Origin of the sequence: Cupriavidus sp. TMH.W2, assembly GCF_050847365.1 — a bacterium.
Lineage (GTDB): Bacteria > Pseudomonadota > Gammaproteobacteria > Burkholderiales > Burkholderiaceae > Cupriavidus.
In genome coordinates this window covers 2,027,931-2,049,589 of sequence record NZ_CP193793.1, presented here as the reverse complement: position 1 = coordinate 2,049,589, position 21,659 = coordinate 2,027,931, and the positions used below count along the sequence as shown (strand labels likewise).

The window sequence follows — 21,659 nt, the reverse complement described above, 5'->3', positions numbered from 1 at the left end:
CGATGACATTCTAATGGGATAGAATCATCCTACAATATAGTCCTACCTGTCAGCGTCAGTCCATCGCAAGGAAGCCATCCCATGTTCACCGCCTGCCCCACAGAAAGAAGCCGCGTCATTGCGGATCGCGTCGAACGCTTTGTCCGCGAGATCGTGGTGCCGTATGAACGCGATCCGCGTTGCGAAGCCCACGGTCCGACCGCCGAACTGGTCGCCGAACTGCGCGACAAGGCGCGTGCCGCCGGCGTCATGACGCCCCATATCTTGCCCGACGGCTCCCACCTGACCCAGCTTGAGACCGCGGCCGTGCTCAAGCGCTCGGGCTTGTCGCCGCTCGGGCCGGTCGCCGTCAACACCATGGCGCCGGACGAAGGCAATATGTTCCTGCTGGGCAAGGTGGCCACGGCGGCGCAGAAGCAGCGCTTCCTGGAGCCCCTGATCAGCGGCGAGGCCCGCTCCGCGTTCTTCATGACCGAGCCCGCGGAAGAGGGCGGCGCCGGCTCCGACCCCTCGATGCTGCAGACCACGGCGGTCAGGGACGGCAACGACTGGGTGATCCGCGGACGCAAGAAGTTCATCACCGGCGCGGAAGGCGCGCAGGTGGGCATCCTGATGGCGCGCACCGGCGACGGCGAGCGTGCGCAGGCGACCATGTTCCTGGTCGGCCTGCCGCATCCGGCGATCCGCATCGAGCGCCTGCTCGATACCATCGACAGCTCCATGCCGGGCGGTCATGCGCAGGTGCTGATCGACGACCTGCGCGTGCCGCAGGACCAGGTGCTGGGCGAGGTGAACGAGGGCTTCCGTTATGCGCAGGTCCGCCTGTCGCCGGCGCGGTTGTCGCACTGCATGCGCTGGTTTGGCGGTGTCGCGCGCGCCGATGAGATTGCGCGCGCCTACGCGACCACACGCAAGGCCTTCGGCAAGCTGCTGATCGACCACGAGGGCGTGGGCTTCATGCTGGCCGAGAACCTGATCGACCTGCAGCAGGCCGCGCTGATGATCGACTGGTGCGCGGGCGTGCTCGACGGCGGCTCGCTGGGCACGGCGGAGAGTTCGATGGCCAAGGTGGCCGTATCGGACGCATTGTTCCGCGTGGCCGACCGCTGCGTGCAGATCATGGGTGGCATGGGCGTGTCGCGCGACACCATCGTCGAACAGGTCTTCCGCGAGGTGCGGGCCTTCCGCATCTACGACGGCCCGACGGAGGTCCACAAGTGGTCGCTCGCGAAGAAGATCAAGCGCGACACGCTGGATGCCTCGCATCATGGCTGATCATCACGCCGGGGCTGCCTGAGCGAGGCCATCGGGATGCCAACGCGCCCGTCCCCGGTGCAGCGCGCGCTCGCCGTGCTGCGCGCGCTGTCCGACCCGGAAGTGCGCCGCATGAGCGACGTGGCGCGGGCCACCGGGCTCGATCCGGCGACGGCCTCGCGCATGCTCGACCTGCTGGTACAGGAGGGCTTTGCCACACGCGACCAGGCGCGCCGTTATGGTATCGGGCCGGAGATCTTCCAGCTGGCCGATGTGGCGCAGCGCCGTGTGGACCTGCGCAAGCTGGCGCGTCCCGCACTGGAGCGGCTGGTGGAGGCCTTTGAGGATACCGCCGTGCTGACCGAGGCCAGCCGTGGGGAGGCGGTGTGCACGGACCTGGAGCCGGGCACGTATGCGATCCGCGCGAACTATGTGGCAGTCGGCACGCGCCGGCCGCTTGGCGTGGGGGCGGGCAGCCTGGCGGTGCTGGCATGGCTGCCCGCGGCCGAGCGCGCGCGCCGGCTGCAGCAGACCACGCGCAAGCTTGGCAAGCATCCGCGGCTCGATGCCGCGTGCATCGCCGCCGAGATCGAGGCAGCCCGCGCGCGCGGGCATGTGCTGTTTCTCGATTGGGTGGTTGACGGCATGGGCGGAATCGCGGTGCCGATTCTCGACTATGAGGGCCGGCCGATCGGCGCCCTGAGCGTGGCGGCGATGAGTGCGCGCATCCGCTCGCGCGAGGCTGCGCTGGCACGCAAGCTCAAGGACGAGGCGCGGCGCATCACCAGCGCCTGGACCCGCACCGTGATACCGCCGCGAGCCGATGCCGGTACGGGCGGGCGGCGTTCCAGGGTGCGCCAGGGCGACGGCGACCGCTGACGCACCCCGGCAAGCCTATTGCGCGGGCCCGCGCAGCAGCCCGGCAAGCGCCTCGGGGATTTCCACTTCGAAGCGCAACACGGCGCTGGCCAGCGCCTTGCCATAGTTGTCGATCGCCAGGCTGCGGGACACGCCGCCGCCGAGCGCGCCCTCTGCGACGAAGTTGAGCACCTGCAGCCCATCCACTTCATGGCGCGTGACCTCGCCTGTGATCAGCGTGCCGTACAGCGCCTTGAATGCGGGTGCCGTCAGCTGTGCCTTGATATGCGGATAGAACTCCGGCGCGTAGGCGATGACGGCCGTGTTGGAAGTATTGCCCTTGTCGCCCGAGCGGCTGTGGGCGAGACGGCGCAGTGGTACACGCATGGCAAATCCTCAGAGATAGTGGACCTGGGAGGTGATCAGCGCGCGCGGCGCCAGCGCCGACCAGACGCCGATGATCTCGCGCGTGCGGTCCTGGTGCGGCACGCGCTTGCCGGTGGAGGCCAGGCCGCAGACCGCCATGCTGTCGATCTCGCGGCCGACCTTGGCGGCTTCCTCGCGGGTGGGGGTGCGCGCGGCGACGCGGACGGCGATCTCGTTGGGCTCGCAGGCCGGCTCGGGCGATGCCGCGCCGTGCACGGCGTTGACGCCCAGGAAGTCGATGCGCAGTTCGTCCGCCTGCAGCCGCGCCATGGCAAAGCGCTCTTCGAGGATGCGTTTGGCGAGCCTGGCCTTTTCCAGGCAGCCGGGACCCGCATAGAAGAACATGTCTTCGCCGATATGCCCTTCGGTGCAGCCCAGCGACACCTTGAGCGTATCGGTGCGCGGCTCGCCGCTCACGCCAGAGATGCGCACGCGGTCGGGCCCGACTTGTTCGAGAACGGCGGTCGAGAAATCGACCACCACGTCCGGCGTGATGTAGCGGCGCGGGTCGTGGACTTCATAGAACATCTGCTCCTTGACCGTCAGCAGGTCGATGCGGCCGCCGCTGCCCTCCACCTTGCCGATCACGGCGCTGCCGTCGGCCTCCACCTCGGCAATCGGGAAGGCCAGGTTCCACGGTTCCGGCACATCCTTGTAGCCGGGGTCGCCGAAATACCCGCCCGTCACCTGCGCCCCGCATTCCAGCAAGTGGCCGATGGCACTGCCGCGCGCGAGCCGAGTCACGTCATCCGGCGACCAGCCGAAATGATGGATCATCGGCGCGAGGAACAGCGACGGGTCGGCCACGCGTCCCGTGATCACGATCTGCGCACCGGCCCGCAGGGCTGCGACGATCGGCTCCGCGCCTTCATATGGTTCGGCACTGATCAGCGTCTCGCGGAGCGAGGAAACGGGTGCGCCGCTCTCCAGCAACGTGAGATCGAGTTCACAGATGCTGCCGGTCAGGTCCGTGGTGGTGACCGCCGCAATCCTGACGCCGGGCAGGCCCAGTTCCTCGCAGAGTTCGGCCACGCGCCGCGCCGCGCCCAGCGGATGAATCCAGCCCTGGTTGCTGATGATGCGCGTGCCGTTGGCGATGCACGGGGGTAGCACCGCGTGCATGCGCTCGTCGAGATAGGTGTCGTAGCCGGCGAAGGCGGTATCGCGCCGCTTGCGCACCTGTGCTGCGGATACCGTGGCTTCGGCCATGGTCTCGAAGCACAGGTAGTCGAGCCTGCCCAGGCGCGCCGAGCGCTCGGCCGGCTCCACGCGGTCGCCCCACCAGCCCGATCCCGAGCCGATGCGAAGGGTGTTGGTCTTGGTCATGGTCGTCATGTGTCAGGGGTTGGGGCTGCGCACGCAGTCATTGCGGCTTGATGCCGGCAGTCTGGATCACGCGCGACCATTTCTCCGTGTCGCTCTTGATCTGCGCCGCGAACGCGGCCGAGCCGTCACCGCCGGGCTCGGCGCCAAGCTGCTCGATACGCTTGCGCACGTCGGGCGTCGCCAGCACCTTGTCCACGGCCTGCTGGAGCTGGCGCACGCGCTCGGGCGGCGTGGCGGCCGGTGCGAGCAGCCCGAACCAGGAATTGACCTCGTAGCCCGGCAGCCCGGACTCGCGCACGGTTGGCACCGAAGGCAGCACCGATGCCCGCTTGACGCTGGTGACGGCCAGCGCCGTCACCTTGCCAGCCTGGATCTGCGCGAGCGCCGACGGCAGGTTGTCGAACATCAGGTTGACCTGGCCCGCGAGCAGGTCCGTCATAGCCGGGGCGGCGCCTTTGTACGGCACGTGCTGCATGCTCACGCCCGCCATCATGTTCAGCAACTCACCCGAAAGATGGGGCGATCCGCCGGTGCTGGTGGACGCGTAGTTGATCTTGCCTGGTTCGCGCCGGGCCAGCGTGATCAGTTCGCCGACAGTTTTGGCGTTGAGTGTGCTGTTGACCAGCAGCACGTTGGGCGAGTTGGCGACCAGCGTCACGGGCACGAAGTCCCGGGCGCTGTCATACGGCATGCGCGGATAGATGAACTGATTGGTCACCTGTGTGCCCAGCGTGCCCATCAGCAGCGTATAGCCGTCGGCCGCGCTGCGCGCCACCGCCTCCGCTCCGATATTGCCGCCTGCACCCGGGCGGTTGTCGACCACGATCGACTGGCCCAGCGCCTCGCCCGCCTTCTGCGCAACCAGGCGTGCGAGGATGTCGGTGGTGCCGCCTGGCGTGAACGGCACCACCAGCCTGATCGGGCGCGAGGGAAATGCTTCCGCCGCGAAGGCCGCTGCGGAACAGACAAGCAAAGCGGGCAGGGAGGCAAGCGCCGCAAGGACGGCGCGCCGCTGGCGGGAATGACGCTGCATCGGGTTGTCTCCTGGGCGCCGGGCAGTGCCCGCGCATCCGGTTTCGTTGACGGAAACTCTGTGTGAGAGATCTTAGGGAGCGGAGCGAAACAGCGTCAAACTAATGCCGTATATTTTCATTGGATGAAAATTCCAGGCGGGAAGGCGCCGTTGGGGCGCGTGGATATGGAGAGTCTGAACATGAATCTGCTGCTGGTGGGATCGACCGGCCTGGTAGGAAGCCACGCCCTGGAACAGGCGCTCGCCGATCCGTGTGTGAACAGCGTAGTGGCGCCGGGGCGACGCGCGCTGACCTATGTCCGGCCTGGACTGACCGGCGGGCAGCGTGCGGAGTTCCGCTTCGGGGAGCGGGCCATGGTGACCGCACTGACGCTGCTCGGGCCGGTAGCGCCGCGTCGCTGGCGCCTCAACCCCGCGTCGCGGATTGCAGAGGCCTTGCTGGCTTCCGCGAAGGGCGCGGCGCCAGGCATCCACGTGGTGACATCGGACCGTCTGACCTGAAGCGGACGTGGCGTCCGACGGCTGGTGAATGCTGGTGGACGCGGTCCGCGTGCTTCGGCGGCTGTCGATCTACGGAATCGGGGCCTGGCAGTTCCTCGACCAGGCTTCCAACTGATCGAGTACGCCGACCAGCGCGATCCCCGATGCAGAGAGCGTGTAGCGTGTTGCCCGTGGGAAGGCGTCGGTCGCCTGCCTGCACAACAGGCCACGCTGCACCAGGCCATCGAGCCGATCGGAACGGACTTTTGGGGTGATGCCGGGCAGGCAGGTCATCAAGTCCCCGAAGCGCTTTGACCCGGTGGACGGGTGCCACAGCCTCAACGCATTCCAGCGGTGGCCCAGGAACGCCAGCCAATCCTCGACAGGGCATTCGGGCGGTCGGCGTGACGATGGCTGGTCGCGGTCGGCAGCGTTTGCTTCGGCACTGGGTGGCACGGGACATCCTTTCCGTTTGGATAGTAATAGGCGACAGCGATATGGTTGCTTGCTTCCAATTCTTCGGATCTTATCGATGTTTCGCGTCCAGACCCCACGTGACATGAACGCAGCGTTCGCCAGCGCGTTCAACAGCCGCCGTATCGAGAACCTGCTGGGCCTGTATGAACTGGCGAAGTAGAAACCCTGAACATGCGCCGCCGGCCCCACGATATGTTGTCCGTCGGCAGTCATCGTAGGCAGCCCGCCACGATGCTCGCGAACCGGTGCCTTAAGAAGAATGGGGAGCTGCGCCTGTACGTCGCGCGCATACTGCCACAGAACCCCGGCATCGAGTGGCAGGTCCTTGACGTCAAAGTCCTCTCCAAGATCCGCCATGTCGAAGAACTTGGGTTCCGCTTCATACACGCCCCATAGAAACCCGCCATCACAGGGTCGCATATAAACCGCGGCATCCATGATGCGTACCATCGGCAACGTCGCCAACGCGCCAGACAAGGGTTCGGTCACGAACGGTTGCTGCGCGGGGTCTCGACACCGGTCACGCGGCCCGCCTCCATCAGTACACGGTTGGCCGTCATATTTGGCAGCAGCTCGACCCCACAGCTTTGGGCCGCGCGGGCGAATCCTATCGCCAGTTGCGCCGGGTTGAAGTACATGTCATCACCGATGCGCAGTATCGCCACGACGTCCCGGACCTGCAGGAACGGGTTAAGCCTGTTTGCCTCCTCGGGCTCAATGAGTGCAACGTCCAGGCCGTGGCGCTTGCCACGGACGAGGTCTTCCTCCAGGACTTCACCGTCCTCAGGCCGACGCGCCACCTTGAGGCTACCTGAGTGCACCCAGTCGAGCGGTTGGCCCGTGTCTTCGGTGAAGCTACGGATTTTGGCCGCTGCTTCACCGAATCAGGCCGATCATCAGATCGCTCTTTCGCAGCGTGCTCACCATGCCTGCTGCGCGCGGCGAAGTCTGCGAGCCAATGTCGTGACGATCCAGCAGCGCGATGCGCCCTGCTCCGCGTTTGGCGAGGTAGTACGCCGTGGCCGCCCCCAACCCTCCGGACCCGACCACGATGACGTCCGCGGAATCATCCATCACACCTCCCGCACGATGCGTCGCACATTTCGGGCGGCCATGGTCTGCCCCGCATGCGTCGAAGCCATACTCACGTCAGTGTAGGCGGAGAATGTCCGCGGGGAAAAGCCGGCCAGGGGCCGAAGCCGTCTGGAACACCACATTCCCCAGTCGTTCGTTGGTCGGCTCTTCCCGACCCCTTGCCGTCATTCAGGTCGCCGCAACGGCGACGGCCGTCCTTGAGTGTCCAACGGCCATTCGCTCACGCTTGGTCGCCTGCTTGCCCTGGCGTAACCAGGTACAAGGGTCATTGATCTATACCGAAAGTCGGCATCTTCTGGACGATACCGGTCGGTAGCACAGAACCTTAGAGCTGGCGGATCGTCGGCCTTCAGGCTATCCAATCCGCGTCAAAGGGATGAGGCAACCCGCGCAACGATCTCCGCACGTCGCGCTAGCGAGCCTGCGGACCGCTGGCGTACCAGCTCCACAATGGACTTTGGTGCGGAATCCAGGCTACCAGCGTCTAATGGAGGAGCGGGCGCATATTCGAGCTCCAACTGGACGGCTTGTGCCTCCTCTTTACCGACAAGCTCACTCGCCAACGTCAGGGCGAAATCGATTCCCGCAGTAATGCCACCACCGGTCATCAGATTGCCGTCGCGGACCACGCGCTCGTGCACGGGAATTGCGCCCAACGGACCGAGCAATTCGTGAAATGCCCAGTGCGTCGTCGCCCGGCGTCCACGGAGCAAACCGGCCGCGCCAAGAACGAGTGCACCGGTACAGACGGACGTAACGAAGCGCGCATTGCCGGCCTGCCGACGGATGAATCCGAGCGTCTCCGCGTCCTCCATCAGATCTCCAACTCCGGCGCCGCCAGGTATGCAGATCACGTCGAGCGCTGGGCAACTGTCGAACGTGGTGTCCGGCGTCAGCGTAAGCCCGCTGCTGGCCTTCAGCGGCGCGAGGTCTTTCCAGACAAGATGGACCGTCACATCGGGCAGCGACGCAAAAACGTCATGTGGCCCGGTCAGATCGAGCTGCTGCACTCGCGGGAACAGAAGAAAGCCAATATGAAGCGTCATCGCAGTACCTCGTTACGTAAGTGACCATAGCTTGCCGGGGGGGCAGCAGCCCATACACAGATGGACAGACGAAAAGTACGCAAGTAGCTTATGGCGAGAATGCCATATAGCCAATATTCTTCGCCAATTGCCATGCCCACCTCTGCCGGTGTAACGGCTGGCATCGATCTTGCGCTTGTGTTGAAGAGGGATTTGGTCGCGCGCTGGCGCTCGACGTTGCCCGACACCTTGTGGTGTTTCTCAAGCGGCCTGGTGAGCAGGCTCAGTTCAGTGCAACTTTGCTGCTGCAATCACATGGCGATCAATTTGGAGAACCGCGCGCCTGGATCGGGGGCCATCTTGCTGCAGCCACGTTATACCGGAGGTCGGCGAGGCGTTCGAGTAGGCGATGGATGGCCTTGTTGACGTCGTGACGGTCGAAGTAGTCGGGACCAAGGTCGGCGTGCTCAACGCCACTACGCAACATGTGATACGCGGCGGTGAGCATGGAGACAGCCACCGGGAGGATGGCCTTCTTGGCACCGCGGCGGGCCTAGATATCGACGCTGATCTCCGCCAATAGGACCTGAGCGGTCAGGTCGCTACTGCACAAATTTCACGCACGACCGCAGCGGAAGATCTGCAAAACAAACACTTGCACCTGGTAACGCGGAGGACCCGTATCGGTCGGAAGTACGCAACCGCGACCGGAATCTTCAGTCATTCGCGAGAGTCCGTCGACTGCGGCTGAGCAGACGTTCGAATGTCGATCGGAGCGCACGGACCTACGGCCGCATCTGGCCGATCTGAGCCACTGACCGTTGCCGCATTCGTAGAACGAAGTAATTCTGTCACCCCGGAATGCCGCCGCAAAAGCGTCCAGGAGTGGTGTGGGCGAGAGAGGTGCCTGGCTCAGAGACAGCGAGGGCAACCTCCTTGCCATCGGGCAGCCGATCAGGTGAGTCGGTCGGAATCCGCAGGGCGCGGGCGCGCATCTGAGAAGCTGTGTCTATTCGCCAACGTCGCCTAATCTTATGTCTTAGCGATCAGCGAGTGGAAATCTCGCCTGAAGTCGCAACGCGTACATTTTCGAGCCGGGGCTGGCGGAAGGAGTCATCATCATGCGACTCTCAATAATAGTCGGCGGCGCCACGCTGGCGCTTTTGGCATGTACATCGGATCCGGTGGGAACAGGCGCCTTTACAGTCATGGGGCCGGCCAGCTTCGACCGCACCTTCACCGCGGCAACCGGGGCAATGCGCGACCAGGGCCTGGCGATCAGCGTCGAGGACCCGGTCAACGGCGTGGTCATCGGCAGTCTGGATACCAGGACGGTGATGGCCAGTGTTCACCAGCAGGCAGACGGCCATGTGCGGGTGGAATTCGACAGCATGGCTGCAGACGATCCAGCGTTGATGGCGCGCATTTCGCGCAACTACAATCGCCGCATGGGCCGCTGAATTGCGTCAGAGGTCAAGAAATTGCTTCACTACCTCCGTTCGCAATGCGCCTCTTCGACCCTAAGCTGCCTTTCCTCGAAGCGGAAAGCGGTCATTCAACGCTCAGGTCAAGGGGCGTCCTTGCGACGCAGGCACATCCTGTTCAACCGATTGTTGGGCGGCTGCTGGAATCGGGGCGCTAGGAACGAGCCCGTAGCTGGACATGACTGCCAACAACTTCTGGCGGTCTGGCGGCCCGCCGGCATTCACAACTCCCTGTACATCCAAGAAGTATTGTGCACCCAGGTCAGGGGTAAGGACGATTAGTGCCTTCGCAGTGGCTTGATGAGGGTTGCTGAACGCATGGACGGAGCCCTTGGGTGTATGCATCCACTCACCCGGCGCCAGATCTCTGACAACGCCGTCAACGGAATAGCGGATGAGCCCCTCCAGGGCGTAAATGCATTCTTCATTGTGGGTGTGGCTATGTGGTGGCGGAACGTTTGCTCCCGGCGCGATCGTCAACTCGAAGACGCCCATGCCCTTCGAGGCGGATCCGTCTATGAGATAGCGCACTGTCAGGCCACCAATTGTGATTGGCTCAAGCGTGGAGGCGTTTGTGGTCATCCCGAATGCTCCGAACAGGAAAGGTGTCATCAGCGCAGGCGCCGGGGCAAAAAATCCGAGATGCCAGGTTACCAGGCCTGGCGCAGCGGGCTGGGTCGATAGTGCAAACATATTGTCTGCAGTCGAGCGCACAAGAATGTGCGGCCGCCCACGGAAAAGCCGATTGAATGCGCAATGGCCTGCGCGCCACGTACCATCACCATGGCGACTTCATGGACGACACGATGCGCTCTTGACCGACGCAAGTGCGACCCTACGTCATGCCTGCAAACTACGGGGGCTCCTGCCACGACCTTGTATCCTTCGACTGGATAGGGAGCCGCTAATGAATCAAGAACTCTTTGTGCTTACAGCTTGGCAACAGGTTTTGGTCATTGGTGCCGTTGCACTTCATGCCGCCAACTCGTTGGGCGCCGAACCGGCTGCAACGCCCGAACAGAAGTTTCCGCCTGGCTATCTGGAATCTGTCGCGACCGGCTATGAGAACGGCGCGGCAACCCAGGCACCTGCCGTCGACAAGACACAAGCAACGACGCCGGGTACTGTAACCACGACTTCCCTCGTTGCCCAACCCGCAACCTCGGTTTCTTCGCCGAAAGAGAAGAAGACTCGCAAGTAACAAGAGTGCGCCGCAACTGGGGCGCACCGTATGCCATGGCAGTGGAGAAGCTTAGTCGATTATTGCTCATGGCCTGGCCGGCGCTCGAGCCGCTTTTCACGCCGTAGGGTAGCTTGGCGGCAGAAGCGGCGAGCCGGGCGTCGGCATCGTTGCGGGCGGCGGCCACCGAGTAAACGACCGACCGGCGCAAGCCGCCAAGGAGCCGATTGCTATTGGTTTGCCCGGTCTCCACCATCGATCACCTGCCGTAGCGCCTGCACAAATTGCCTGACTGCAGGCGTCGCTGCGTCCTCGTCGAACGCGAATTCCACGTCGAAGCGGTCAGCGACCTCAGCCAATGGCACCAGCCGCACGGTCGGCGGACAGACGGTCGACAGGCTTTCGGGGACAAACGCGCAACCCATTCCGGCTGAGACAAGACCGAGCACGGTCGGGATGTCGCTGCCAACCTGGGTCACCCGAGGCGTGAAACCGGCGCGCTCACACTGCGTCATCAGGAAGCGATGCTGGGACGAGGACCGCGCCGGATCGAACCAGACGAAGGGCAGATCCGCCACGTCCGCCAGGCGTTTCGGTGGCTTGCTTCGGACGGTCTGCGATGAAGGCACGGCCAGGACGAAACGGTCACTGAGCAACACAATGCCGGAAAGATGCGGAGCCTCGTACCGACGCCAGGCCATGACGCCGCCATCGACCTGCCTGTGCCGGATCGCGGCAATCTGCTCCGTCGACAGCATCGGGTCCACCAGGACCTTGACTTCCGGGCATGCCACCTGGAAAGCTCTAAGCACGTTCGTCACGACGGCAGAACTCAGATAGTTCGGCAACACCCCAAGGCGCAGTTCGCCGAGCTGCCCGGCGGCGCAACGCAAGGCGCGATCGCGGCTGGCTTGCAGGCTTGCCAGAAGTTGTGTGGCATCGCGCAGGAAGCTCTCGCCCGCCACAGTGAGTTGCACGCCCCTTGCCTTGCGCGTCAGCAGTGGCGTGCCGATGGCCGCCTCAAGCTCGATAATTTGCCGCGACAGGGCGGGCTGGACGATGCCGACGGCACGGGCGCCCGCCACCACGCTGCCGGCCTGCGCAACCGCGATGAAGTAGCGAAGATGCCGCAATTCAAGGTTGCGCATACCCTTTCCGCAAGTTCGTTTCCATGCTCATAAAGCATAGCCTGGCTACCTGAATAGCATTTGTTTGCATAGCTTACCGGGTCTACGATGGTATGGCTTCCTTCGTTGAAGGGACGCCTCGCTGCCACAGTTCGCTACCAAACATGACGCTTCATATCAACACCCCTTTTGTACAGTCCCAGGCCTGTTCACGGCGGCTTGGCAAGCCGGTCTGGTTAAAGATGGAAGCCGCACAGCCGTCCGGCTCCTTCAAGCTCCGGGGCATCGGCGCCTTGTGTGAAGCGCGGCACGCCGCCGGCGTACAGCGATTCGTTTCATCGTCGGGCGGCAATGCCGGGATTGCGGCAGCCTATTGCGGGCGCAAACTTGGCGTTCCCGTCGTGGTCGTGGTGCCTGAGAGCACGCCATCCCAGGCGCGCGACCTGATCCGCCTTGAAGGCTCGGCGTTGATCGTGCATGGCAGCACATGGGCGGAAGCGCACGAGTTTGCCCTGTCCCTGATCGGGCCACGCGATGCCTTCGTGCACCCCTTCGACGATCCGCTGATCTGGCAGGGGCACGCCACGTTGGTGGACGAGATGGCGGCTTCCGGGCCGAAGCCAGGCGCAATCGTCCTTGCCGTGGGCGGTGGTGGCCTGCTGTGCGGCGTGCTGGAAGGACTTCAACGCAATGGCTGGTCTGACGTACCTGTCATCGCTGTAGAGACCGACGGTGCGGACTGCTACGCCCGCTCGGTCGCACAAGACAGGCCGGTCGAACTCCCGAAAATCACCAGCGTGGCGACGTCGCTTGGCGCGAAGCGGCCGTGTGATGACGCGCTCCAATGGGAGAAGCGCCGCGAGATCCACAGCGTGGTGGTGTCAGACAAACAGGCGGTGCAGGCAGCAATAAGGTTTCTTGATGAACACCGCGTCCTGGTTGAACCGGCATGCGGCGCCACGCTGGCGGCTTTGGATAGCGACCACCCGGTGCTGAAGGCAGCCTCCAGCATCGCCGTGGTGGTATGTGGCGGGGCCACGGTCACCGCCCGGCAACTGCAAGACTTTGCCGCAATGCTGGACTGACCGTTGCTGCTGTGTCCGCGCCGGGCCCTGTTATCACGCTTCGCCGGAGCAGGGTGGCCGGCACCCTGCGACCAGTGCGCTTGTGAGCGATTACAGCGGCTTGGGGGAATACAGCGCGCTTTGGAATTCCGGCACGTACTCGTATTTCATCATCTTCCCCAGCTTCAGCGCCTTGATGTACGTCGACAGACTCCCTTCGGTAAGTGTGAGGTTCACCGACTCCGCACTGGTGCTGGAGGCATGACTGAGTTGACGAGAAATCGCGTAGCCAGTGGTCAATCGTCCCTTCCGGTCGACATTGGTAAAGCTGTTGGTCACCATGGAGGCCTTGCTCGAGAGCTCGCTCAGCTTCCTGGTTTCAAGGGTGACATCGACCTTGCCCGTTTCGCTGTCAAGAATCTCGACGACAACTGCGTTGTCGGTCTCGCGGTAGTCAATGCCGGTCAGCCATTTGGGCAGGTTGTAGCCAATCACGCCCCGTACCCTGGCGAGTTCGGTATTGACCGGCAGCTTCAGTACGTAGCCCCAGAAATCGCTCGACATCGCCTGACTCATCAGGGTAAGCGGCCCGAGATTGGAGCTGCCCGGCCGGTTTGTGATGACGGAAAGACCAATCTCGTTATAGCTGTCGTTGTCGCAATAGTGATAGGCGTAGGCGGTGAGTGCGAGGAGGCCTCTGCCCGGCCAGACCTGAAGTGGCTGCACCTTCTCCAGGACTTCGGCAGGCATCAGTTCCCGCAGCTTGTCGAGGTCTGCGGTGAAGATGGCCGTGACCCTGCTGTTCTTGTAGTAGAAGTTTGGCGAATAGGATTCAAAGCCAATATCTACCCTCTCTTTCCGGAGTCCCTTGAGCCAGCTCAGGTCGACGTCCGGCGCTTCAGACTCAATGACGGAAAGAGGAGGATTCGAGCGATAGCGGTCATACAGCCCGCCCCTGACCACGGGGACCTCATGGCCAGCGATGTTGATGGTTGTGCTTTCGGCTTGCATAGTTTCCGATGTGCCATCGGCCCATGAAGGATTCAAGAGGGCACTCAGGATGACACCTGCAGTAGCCACAAGATTGCTGGTTTTCAAATTGACGATACGTTGGGGGCTTGAGGGTAGTCTGGTCTGTCAGCTCTGGACGCGCTGAGCCACCCAGCGCCGGTATTGACGGACGCGGCACGCGTCGGACACCTGCTGCAGGATCAGCGCGCGCAGCGGTGACACCCTGGGATCAGTGACCTTGCCTCGGCTGAGCTTGCGCAGTTGAAACTTGACTGCCGCCATGTTGGCCAACGAGGCCAGCGGCTTGTTCTTCCATCTGATCGGCAGCAACGCAGGCGCACTGTCTTTGCCGGCACGCCAATCGCGCGGCAGATTGGGGTCTACGGCCAGGGCAGTGCCGATGCCAACCATATCCACGCCGCTTCTGACCACTTGTTCGGCCACGGGCCGGCGGCGGATGCCGCCTGTGACCATCACCGGCATCTTCGCCACCGCGCGGATGTCGCGGGCGAACTCGGCAAAGTAGGCCTCGCGGGCGAGCGTGCGGCCGTCGCGGGCGTCACCTTGCATGGCCGGGGCCTCGTAGCTGCCTCCCGACAGCTCGACCAGGTCAACGGCAAGTTCATTGAGCATCTTCACAACCTGGCGGGCGTCCTCCGCGCTGAAGCCACCACGCTGGAAGTCGGCCGAATTCAGCTTGACAGCAACTGCGAAGCGGGGCGAAACCACGGCGCGTACGGCCTTGACGATCTCAATGAGCAGGCGAGCGCGGTTCTCCAGCGGGCCACCCCACGCATCCGTTCTCTGGTTGCTCAACGGCGAAAGAAACTGGCTCAGCAGGTAGCCGTGCGCCGCGTGAATTTCGACGCCGGTGAAACCTGCCTGTTCCGCCAGTTGCGCCGTACGGGCAAAGCGCTGGATCACGTCTTCAATGACCTCCTGCGTCATCGCCTGCGGGGTGCTGAAGTGCCTGGACATGTTGCCCAGGTTCAATGGCACGGCAGAGGGCGCCCAGGCGGGCTGCCCCAGATTGGCCGGCATCTGGCGGCCGGGATGGTTGATCTGCAGCCAGAACTGCGCCCCCCTGGATCGCCCGACCTGGGCCCAGCGCCTGAACCGGTCCAGGTGCCTGGCGTCTTCCAGCACGACGCCGCCGGGCCCCGTCATGGCGCGGCTGTCCACCATCACATTGCCGGTGATCAGCAGGCCGGCACCCCCCTCTGCCCAGGCCTTGTAAAGGCGCATGAGTTCCTCGGAGGGCGCGTGGTCGGCGTCCGCCATGTTCTCTTCCATGGCAGCCTTGGCGATGCGGTTCGGAACGCTTGAACCGTTACGGAGAATCAACTTGTCGAACACGTTCATGGGGGCACCTCGTTTGATCGTGACTCGACTTTAAGGTTAAAGTAAGCTTTAATGTCAAGAGCTTTGGTGAGGTGATGTATGAGAATTGGAGAGCTGGCGGAGCTCAGTGGTCTGACGGCCTCCCGCATCCGCTTTTACGAGGCAGCTGGATTGATCGTGGCGGTCGAGCGCAAGGCGAACGGCTATCGCGACTACCCGCCGGAGGCGGTATGGATTCTGGAAATCATCACCTGTGCGCAGAGTGCGGGATTCTCACTCGATCAGATCCGCCATCTGCTGCCGCCCGGTTCGGGGAACTGGCAGCATGATGAGTTGCTGGATGCCCTCAAGCGGAAAGTCGCCGAAATCGAGGACATGCAAAAGCGCCTCAAACAGAACAAGGCCCATCTGCTCGCCGCCATCAGGAATATTGAGAACCGGCCTGAGGATATGAAGTGCTCTGACGGGACGAAGTGGGTGCTGGACCGCCTTCGCGAAGAGGGGGCCGTGCCAGCGCGGGGCAAGGGCCGTCGGTCCGCCGCGAGTTAATGCTTGACGTTAAAGCTGCGTTTAACCTTAAAGTGCTGACTGCGGCCGTTAGAGGGCGAGGAGCAATACATGAATCTGGACATCAACCGCCAGCCGGTCAGCGTCGATTGCGACCCGGCCACCCCCTTGCTGTGGGTGCTGCGGGACCACCTGAACCTGACCGGGACAAAGTTCGGCTGCGGCGTCGCGGCTTGCGGCGCGTGTACCGTGCATCTGGATGGCGCGGCGGTGCGGTCCTGCGTCCTGCCCGTGGCGGCGGTGGCCGGCAAGCGCATCACCACGATCGAAGGGCTGGCCAGCGCGCCGGGCAAGCGCCACGCGCTGCAGCAGGCCTGGATCGACGAGCAGGTGCCGCAATGCGGCTACTGCCAGTCGGGCATGCTGATGGCGGCGGCGGACCTGCTGGCCCGGCAGCCCGACCCCGGCGATGCCGACATCGACGCGGCCATCACCAACCTGTGCCGCTGTGGCACCTATCCGCGCGTGCGCACCGCCATCAGGCGTGCCGCGAAGGCGCTGCGGGAGGGCCGCGCATGAACGCCAGCGCAACGACCCCGCGCCGCGGACGGCGCCGGTTCCTGCTGGGGGCGCTCGGCCTTGGCGGCGCGCTGGTGGTGGGCTGGGGCGTGATGCCCCCGCGCAGCCGGCTTGGCGATCCGGCGGTATTTCCGGAAACGTCCGGCCAGATTGCCCTGAACGGCTGGATCAAGATCACGCCGGAAGGCGACGTCATCCTTGCCATGCCGCGCGTGGAGATGGGGCAGGGCATCCACACCGCGCTGTCGATGCTGGCCGCCGAGGAGCTTGATATGCCGCTGGCGCGGGTGAGCATCGAGTCATCGCCCATCGAGCGTATCTACGGCAATGTCGTCACCATGGGAGACAGCTCGTTGCCGCTGCATCCGGATGATGCCGCCAAGACCTGGGCGCGCGCGCTGCATTGGATCATGGCCAAGAGCGCGCGCGAGATCGGCCTTACCATCACCGGCGCCAGCAGCAGTGTGGCCGATGGCTGGCAGCCAGTGCGCGAGGCTGCCGCAACCGCGCGCGCCACGCTGGTGGAAGCGGCCGCGCGCGAATGGGGTGTGCAGGCGGCACAGGTGACTGTGAAGGAAGGCCAGCTCATTGGCCCGGGCGGCAAGCAGAAGCCTTTCTCCGCGGTCGCGCGGAAGGCGCGCGACATAGCGCCGCCATCGAATGTCACGCTTAAACCGGCTTCGCAATACCAGCTGATCGGCAAGTCTGCACCGCGCAACGATATTGCCGGCAAGACAGATGGCAGCGCACGCTTTGCCATCGATGCGCGGCCGCCGGGCATGTTGTACGCGGCGGTCGTCATGTGTCCCGTGTTTGGCGGCAAGCTCAAGACCTTCCAGTCGAAGGCCGCGCTTGCCATGCCTGGCGTGCGCCATGTCGTGCCGTTCGACGGCTCGGCGGGCGGCGCACCGGGCGTGGCCGTGGTGGCCGACCACTACTGGCAGGCACGCCAGGCCGTGGCGACGCTCGAGCCGGTCTGGGACAGCGGGCCGCATGCGACGCTCGATTCCGCTGGCCTCCGGAAACAGCTCGTCGGCGCGCTCGACAGCGACAAGGGCGGTTTCACCTACCGTTCGATGGGTGATGGGCTGAAGGCCTTTGACACGACGCAGGGCGCAACCATTGTCGAGGCGGAATACAGCGCGCCGTACCTGGCGCATGCCGCCATGGAGCCTATCAATTGCACGGCGCAGGTGGCCACGGACCGTGTGCAACTCTGGGCGCCCACCCAGGTGGCCACGCTGGCGCAACTGGTCGCCGCGCGCGCGGCAGGCGTGAGCCGGGACCAGGTGCAGATCGACATCCCGCTCATTGGCGGCGGCTTTGGCCGGCGGCTGGAGTCGGACTTCATCGGCCAGGCCGTGTCGATCGCCGCCAGGACCGAGGGCCGTCCGGTCCAGGTGATCTGGTCGCGCGAGGACGACATCCGCCACGACTTCTATCGCCCGCAGGCCATCGCACGGCTGAAGGCCCGCGTCGAGCATGGCAAAGTCACCGCCATCGCCTCGCGCAGCGCCGGGCAGTCGATCCTGGCCGGCGAACTGGAGCGCCTGTTCGGCGCGCCGTCGCTGGGCATCGACCGCTATGCAGCCGAGGGCCTGTTCGACCTGCCGTATGAGATCGAGCATGAGCATATTGCGCACCTGGTGGTCGATCTGCCGGTGCCGGTCGGATTCTGGCGCAGCGTCGGCCATTCCTACACCGGGTTCTTCCTAGAAGGCTTCCTGAACGAGGTGGCGGCTGCTGCCGCGCTCGACCCGCTGGCGATGCGGCGCGACTTGCTCAAGGCGCACCCGCGTGAGCTGAAGGTGCTCGACACCGTAGCCCAGGCGGCAGCCTGGAACCAGCCGCTGGCACCGGCTGCGGACGGCGCCCCGCGTGCGCGCGGGCTGGCGCTGCACAATGCGTTCGGCTCGGTGGTGGCACAGGTGGCGGAGGTGTCGCTCAAGGACGGAAAGCCGCGTGTGCATCGCGTTGTCTGCGCCGTGGACTGCGGCACAGTGGTCAACCCCGACATCGTCGCGCAGCAGGTGGAAAGCGGCATCATCTTCGGGCTGACCGCGGCGCTGTACGGCCAGGTGCAGATCAAGGACGGGCAGGTCGTGCAGGCCAACTTCCCCGACTATCCGGTGCTGAAGATGGCGGAGGCACCGGTGATCGAAACCCACCTCGTGCCCAGCACGGCCGAGCCGAGCGGCGTCGGAGAAATCGCGGTGCCGCCGATCGCGCCGGCCGTGGCACACGCCATCGCCCAGCTCACCGGAAAGCCGGTGCGGCAGCTGCCGATGATCGGCCGTTAGCCGCCGCCGGGTGTTGGCACAGGCTCGGTCGCAGCCGCGGCCGGCAACTCCAGACTGCGCTCCAGCAGCGTCAGGTCGTCCCGAAGCCATTGCAGGATGGCTGCCGGACCGGGCTTTTCCAATGCCGAGACCTGGCATCGCGCGGGACTTGATACAGCCACTGAGCGGGTCGTCGCTTGCCGGCCCGTGCGGGCCAGGAAGAACGTGAGGCCGGCGTTTCCCGGACGCGGCGATAAGGCGGGATAACGGTCCCTGCTGGATATATTGGAAAGCGGTGAACCAGCATGCAGCCGGAAAATCTTCCGTTACAAGTTCATTGTGCGTGCCGTCATCCTGGCCGATCCAGGTGCCGTTACTGGGTCATGTTCGGCGACCCGCGCCGGGCACCTACAACGAAGGGGAGCGTGAAATGATGACGAAGAGAATTCTGGGTGGCGTAGCGATCGCGGTCTTCGCGGCAAGCCTTTCCAGCGCGGCCATCGCGAACGATAAGGACAACCGCTGGGAACGCAACCACCCCCGTCGCGAGCAGGTCAATGAACGACTTGCCAACCAGAACCGGCGCATCAGCCATGAACTGAAGGAAGGCGAGATCTCGAAGGCCCAAGCCGACAGGCTACACCAGGAAGATCGTCAGATTCGCCGGGAAGAGCGCATGATGGCAAACCAGAACGGCAGCCATATCACGCGCCAGGAGCAGCGCACGCTGAACCAGCAGGAAAACACTGTCAGTCGCCAGATCGGTCAGTAAGGCTTGCATTGCGCAGCGACATGGAAGGGGGACTTCAGGCCTAATGCCGTTCAGTTGGCGACTGTCGTTCCCGCGCAGGCGGGAACCCAGTGACTTCATCCCCGAAGGGGACGTGAAAGACGCTGGATTCCCGCCTGGGCGGGAATGACGGTAGGGCTTGAGACCTTAACTGAACGGCATTAGGACTTCAGGCAAGCTCGCCGCTGCCGAAGACGAGGGCCGACAGTATCTGCGGGTTAGCCTGGGGGTGAGAGAGCTGAAGAAGAGGCGGGCGAGTAGGGATTCGGGCTGAGTGCGCAAGTTTCCGACCGCCGAATCTGAGCAAGCCTCCTCGAGCCAGGCTTACTCGGTCCAAACGGCATCGACGTCCCGCAGCAGGTGCCCGGCCAGGATGTAGTCGCCGACCTTCATGGCCTTTGTCTCCAAGGCAGCCAACTCGTTGGCTGCCAGCTGGTCCAATGCAAACTGGCAGTAAAGGTTCCGCTGCCGGAAGGACACCTTCGGCCGACTGAGGCCAGCAATGAGCGCCGCGTGGGACTTCACGGCAATGCTCTCGTGTCCGCGATACTCCACCCGTACCCCCACCTTGTTACCCAGGCGCCCGAGCTCAATCGCATCTTGCCAACCTGACTCATAGTCGAGCTCCACTAGCGCAACCCCCTCTGCCTCCAGCAGCCTGATGGCTTCCCCTTTGGTTCCAGCCCGAGCCGTTGTCATTTCTGCCTCCCCTTACACCCCCGGCACACGGGTTGCCGGTCTGCCTCAACGTGCTGCTGAATTCAACGCAACGCTGCCCTGCTCACCTTGAGCCTTGGCTGCAGATTTGGAGCCAAGATCCCGCTTAATTCTGACGTAAGAAAAATTTAAGTCAATATAGAATCGCCCTGAATCCTTGCTGCCACCCGCGCAGCCGCTCCGGCGGCGCGGGTTCTTTTTTTTAAACAGAGTGCTTCGCTCTCATTCAGCCTGAAACTCCATATCTTCCCTCAGCAATCACATATCATTAGCTGACCTCGGCGTTGGCGTTAATGTAAGCCGTCCGGCCGGTCGACGAATGGATGCTTTCGAACCTGGATGCATATCATGTCGTGATATTCCGTTGCGCGGCCCTGCGCGCGTTCTGGCGACCGAGAAGATGCCGGGAATTGCGGCAGACATGCCTTCGGATCACATTGAACCCAACTTGGCGAGCAGCTAAGATGGACATTCCGGGCGCGAGAACAAGCACCCGCCAGCCAGAACCTCGCGTCCGGGAGGAAAGAAGCGGTCTGTACAAACCAGGCCGGCTGTCACGGACGGCAGTGAAGTCCCGTAGCAAAAATAAATATAGCTTGGGAGACAACTGTGCTGAGTCACCATGAATTCGCTACGCTGATGCTGGTAAACGACAGCTCAGAGCCAACAGGGCTGGACCGCTCTGATATGGACACGCTGCTCTCGCATCGGCTGGTTACGCTTGAGCGCCTCGGGCCAAACCACAGCCGCCCTCACGTGACAATCCAGGGCTACGCCTTTCTGAAAGCCTTCGGGCGAACTCACGCAAGGGAATGCCGGGCTCGCCAGGTCTCCCTATCAGCGTATTGCTTTAGCTTGTAGCGACTGCCGGCGTCGGCGTGGCCTGCCAGGGTCACAATATTGCAATCGTTGTCCACTCGATTCCCGCCCCGTCGGAGCTCTCGTCGGATAGCTCAGGTGGCGGGCCGCACTTCAGGAGACGCAAGATGACTCAGTGGTCCCCCGAGCAATTCATTAAGCTCCAAATGGCAGGCATTGAAACCTTGACCGGGCTGACCGGCAAGGCCTTTGAGGGCTTCGAAAAACTGCTGGAGTTGAATCTGCGAACGATGAAGACGGCGCTGGCCGAGACACGAGAAGGCGCAAAGAAAGCGCTCTCAGTCAAGGACCCGCAAGAATTGGTCGAGTTGCAAATCGAATTATTTCAACCCGCAGCCGACAATGTATTAGCGTATCGCCGTCAACTGTACGATATCTTCGCCGCCACTCGGGCGGAGTTCGAGACGGTTGCCGAGGTCCAGTACGCGGCAGGCAAGCAGGGTCTGCACGACTTCCTTGGAAGCGTGGTGAACAGAACGCCAGCCGGTCCGGCGGCGCCTTTGGCTGCCTGGCAGGAGGCCGTGAGCGCGACCACTACGCTCTATGAGTCGATGCAAACGACGGCAAGACAGGCCATGCAAGTGGCCGAGAGCAGCTTCAATACCGCTGCGCAGGCGGCCTCGAAAGGCCTGCAACGTCGTGCAGCACAGGCCTCAAAGGCGGCTGCCAAGTAAGTCGGCTTTGGCTCTTCGTTATGCGGCTTCACGGTGCCGAGGGTCTGCCAGAT

At 63.7% G+C, this 21,659-nt stretch carries 23 protein-coding genes and 1 pseudogene; 12 read left to right on the top strand and 12 right to left on the bottom strand.

All coding sequences use genetic code 11. The features are described 5' to 3' along the window. Positions 1-81: 81 nt before the first annotated feature. Positions 82-1,275, top strand: coding sequence for an acyl-CoA dehydrogenase family protein (locus ACREYQ_RS26785; RefSeq protein WP_432260997.1), 1,194 nt, complete (start codon positions 82-84; stop codon positions 1,273-1,275). Between the two features lie 36 nt (positions 1,276-1,311). Next, positions 1,312-2,133 carry an IclR family transcriptional regulator gene (locus ACREYQ_RS26780; protein ID WP_432260996.1) on the top strand — a complete coding sequence of 274 codons (822 nt, stop codon included), beginning with the start codon at positions 1,312-1,314 and terminating at the stop codon, positions 2,131-2,133. A gap of 15 nt (positions 2,134-2,148) precedes the next feature. Here the strand turns inward: ACREYQ_RS26780 and ACREYQ_RS26775 are convergent, their stop codons facing one another. The 3 genes from ACREYQ_RS26775 to ACREYQ_RS26765 are packed head-to-tail and all read right to left on the bottom strand — an operon-like array spanning position 2,149 to position 4,897. Continuing rightward, complete coding sequence (locus ACREYQ_RS26775) at positions 2,149-2,499, bottom strand: AtuA-related protein (protein ID WP_432260995.1); 351 nt, start codon at positions 2,497-2,499, stop codon at positions 2,149-2,151. A gap of 9 nt (positions 2,500-2,508) precedes the next feature. Next, entirely contained in the window at positions 2,509-3,864 is a 1,356-nt protein-coding gene (locus tag ACREYQ_RS26770; RefSeq protein WP_432260994.1) for an acyclic terpene utilization AtuA family protein, read from the bottom strand. 37 nt (positions 3,865-3,901) lie between these two features. Continuing rightward, complete coding sequence (locus ACREYQ_RS26765) at positions 3,902-4,897, bottom strand: Bug family tripartite tricarboxylate transporter substrate binding protein (RefSeq protein ID WP_432260993.1); 996 nt, start codon at positions 4,895-4,897, stop codon at positions 3,902-3,904. A gap of 180 nt (positions 4,898-5,077) precedes the next feature. On the opposite strand from ACREYQ_RS26765, the gene ACREYQ_RS26760 reads away from it, so the two are divergent. Continuing rightward, the gene (locus ACREYQ_RS26760) at positions 5,078-5,398 is read left to right on the top strand and encodes a hypothetical protein (RefSeq protein WP_432260992.1); all 321 of its coding nucleotides are present in this window, start codon (positions 5,078-5,080) and stop codon (positions 5,396-5,398) included. A gap of 69 nt (positions 5,399-5,467) precedes the next feature. Here ACREYQ_RS26760 and ACREYQ_RS26755 read toward each other — a convergent pair whose 3' ends face one another. From ACREYQ_RS26755 to ACREYQ_RS26740, 4 genes are all read right to left on the bottom strand, one after another. Beyond that, on the bottom strand, positions 5,468-6,343 hold the full coding sequence (locus ACREYQ_RS26755; RefSeq protein ID WP_432260991.1) for a winged helix-turn-helix transcriptional regulator: 876 nt from the start codon (positions 6,341-6,343) through the stop codon (positions 5,468-5,470). Beyond that, positions 6,340-6,675 carry an NAD(P)/FAD-dependent oxidoreductase gene (locus ACREYQ_RS26750; protein WP_432260990.1) on the bottom strand — a complete coding sequence of 112 codons (336 nt, stop codon included), beginning with the start codon at positions 6,673-6,675 and terminating at the stop codon, positions 6,340-6,342. The genes ACREYQ_RS26755 and ACREYQ_RS26750 overlap by 4 nt, the downstream gene beginning before the upstream one ends. A gap of 55 nt (positions 6,676-6,730) precedes the next feature. Then, on the bottom strand, positions 6,731-6,928 hold the full coding sequence (locus ACREYQ_RS26745) for an FAD-dependent oxidoreductase (protein ID WP_432260989.1): 198 nt from the start codon (positions 6,926-6,928) through the stop codon (positions 6,731-6,733). 389 nt (positions 6,929-7,317) lie between these two features. Continuing rightward, positions 7,318-7,995: a DJ-1/PfpI family protein gene (locus tag ACREYQ_RS26740; protein WP_432260988.1), complete on the bottom strand. Its 678-nt coding sequence runs from the start codon at positions 7,993-7,995 to the stop codon at positions 7,318-7,320. A 129-nt stretch (positions 7,996-8,124) separates the two neighbouring features. Between ACREYQ_RS26740 and ACREYQ_RS26735 the strand changes: the two are divergent. Continuing rightward, a pseudogene (locus tag ACREYQ_RS26735) lies at positions 8,125-8,342 on the top strand (GlxA family transcriptional regulator); the annotation flags it as partial. 753 nt (positions 8,343-9,095) lie between these two features. Then, the gene (locus ACREYQ_RS26730; protein WP_432260987.1) at positions 9,096-9,434 is read left to right on the top strand and encodes a penicillin-binding protein; all 339 of its coding nucleotides are present in this window, start codon (positions 9,096-9,098) and stop codon (positions 9,432-9,434) included. 102 nt (positions 9,435-9,536) lie between these two features. Here the strand turns inward: ACREYQ_RS26730 and ACREYQ_RS26725 are convergent, their stop codons facing one another. Next, positions 9,537-10,151 (bottom strand): cupin domain-containing protein, encoded by a 615-nt coding sequence (locus ACREYQ_RS26725; RefSeq protein ID WP_432260986.1) that lies wholly within the window; start codon positions 10,149-10,151, stop codon positions 9,537-9,539. Between the two features lie 214 nt (positions 10,152-10,365). Between ACREYQ_RS26725 and ACREYQ_RS26720 the strand changes: the two genes are divergently transcribed. Next, positions 10,366-10,659: a hypothetical protein gene (locus ACREYQ_RS26720; protein ID WP_432260985.1), complete on the top strand. Its 294-nt coding sequence runs from the start codon at positions 10,366-10,368 to the stop codon at positions 10,657-10,659. Between the two features lie 209 nt (positions 10,660-10,868). Here ACREYQ_RS26720 and ACREYQ_RS26715 read toward each other — a convergent pair whose 3' ends face one another. After that, positions 10,869-11,786, bottom strand: a complete 918-nt coding sequence (locus ACREYQ_RS26715) for a LysR family transcriptional regulator (protein WP_432260984.1) — start codon at positions 11,784-11,786, stop codon at positions 10,869-10,871. Positions 11,787-11,929: 143 nt separating this feature from the next. On the opposite strand from ACREYQ_RS26715, the gene ACREYQ_RS26710 reads away from it, so the two are divergent. Beyond that, the gene (locus ACREYQ_RS26710) at positions 11,930-12,850 is read left to right on the top strand and encodes a pyridoxal-phosphate dependent enzyme (RefSeq protein ID WP_432260983.1); all 921 of its coding nucleotides are present in this window, start codon (positions 11,930-11,932) and stop codon (positions 12,848-12,850) included. Between the two features lie 90 nt (positions 12,851-12,940). Here ACREYQ_RS26710 and ACREYQ_RS26705 read toward each other — a convergent pair whose 3' ends face one another. Further along, the gene (locus ACREYQ_RS26705) at positions 12,941-13,840 is read right to left on the bottom strand and encodes an acetoacetate decarboxylase (ADC) (RefSeq protein ID WP_432260982.1); all 900 of its coding nucleotides are present in this window, start codon (positions 13,838-13,840) and stop codon (positions 12,941-12,943) included. 126 nt (positions 13,841-13,966) lie between these two features. Next, a complete protein-coding gene (locus ACREYQ_RS26700) occupies positions 13,967-15,202 on the bottom strand; it encodes an NADH:flavin oxidoreductase/NADH oxidase family protein (RefSeq protein WP_432260981.1) in 1,236 nt (411 codons plus the stop codon). A 78-nt stretch (positions 15,203-15,280) separates the two neighbouring features. Here ACREYQ_RS26700 and ACREYQ_RS26695 point away from each other — a divergent pair, with 78 nt between their 5' ends. The 4 genes from ACREYQ_RS26695 (at position 15,281) to ACREYQ_RS26680 (ending at position 19,318) form a co-directional block, all read left to right on the top strand. Beyond that, positions 15,281-15,730, top strand: a complete 450-nt coding sequence (locus ACREYQ_RS26695) for a MerR family transcriptional regulator (protein ID WP_432260980.1) — start codon at positions 15,281-15,283, stop codon at positions 15,728-15,730. Positions 15,731-15,799: 69 nt separating this feature from the next. Next, positions 15,800-16,267: a (2Fe-2S)-binding protein gene (locus ACREYQ_RS26690; protein ID WP_432260979.1), complete on the top strand. Its 468-nt coding sequence runs from the start codon at positions 15,800-15,802 to the stop codon at positions 16,265-16,267. Then, positions 16,264-18,567 (top strand): molybdopterin cofactor-binding domain-containing protein, encoded by a 2,304-nt coding sequence (locus ACREYQ_RS26685; RefSeq protein ID WP_432260978.1) that lies wholly within the window; start codon positions 16,264-16,266, stop codon positions 18,565-18,567. The genes ACREYQ_RS26690 and ACREYQ_RS26685 overlap by 4 nt, the downstream gene beginning before the upstream one ends. 409 nt (positions 18,568-18,976) lie before the next feature. Next, a complete protein-coding gene (locus tag ACREYQ_RS26680) occupies positions 18,977-19,318 on the top strand; it encodes a hypothetical protein (protein ID WP_432262669.1) in 342 nt (113 codons plus the stop codon). A 342-nt stretch (positions 19,319-19,660) separates the two neighbouring features. Here ACREYQ_RS26680 and ACREYQ_RS26675 read toward each other — a convergent pair whose 3' ends face one another. Next, entirely contained in the window at positions 19,661-20,035 is a 375-nt protein-coding gene (locus ACREYQ_RS26675; protein WP_432260977.1) for a PHA-granule associated protein 4, read from the bottom strand. Positions 20,036-21,039: 1,004 nt separating this feature from the next. Between ACREYQ_RS26675 and ACREYQ_RS26670 the strand changes: the two genes are divergently transcribed. Beyond that, positions 21,040-21,606 carry a phasin family protein gene (locus tag ACREYQ_RS26670; protein WP_432260976.1) on the top strand — a complete coding sequence of 189 codons (567 nt, stop codon included), beginning with the start codon at positions 21,040-21,042 and terminating at the stop codon, positions 21,604-21,606. The last annotated feature ends 53 nt before the right edge of the window (positions 21,607-21,659 follow it).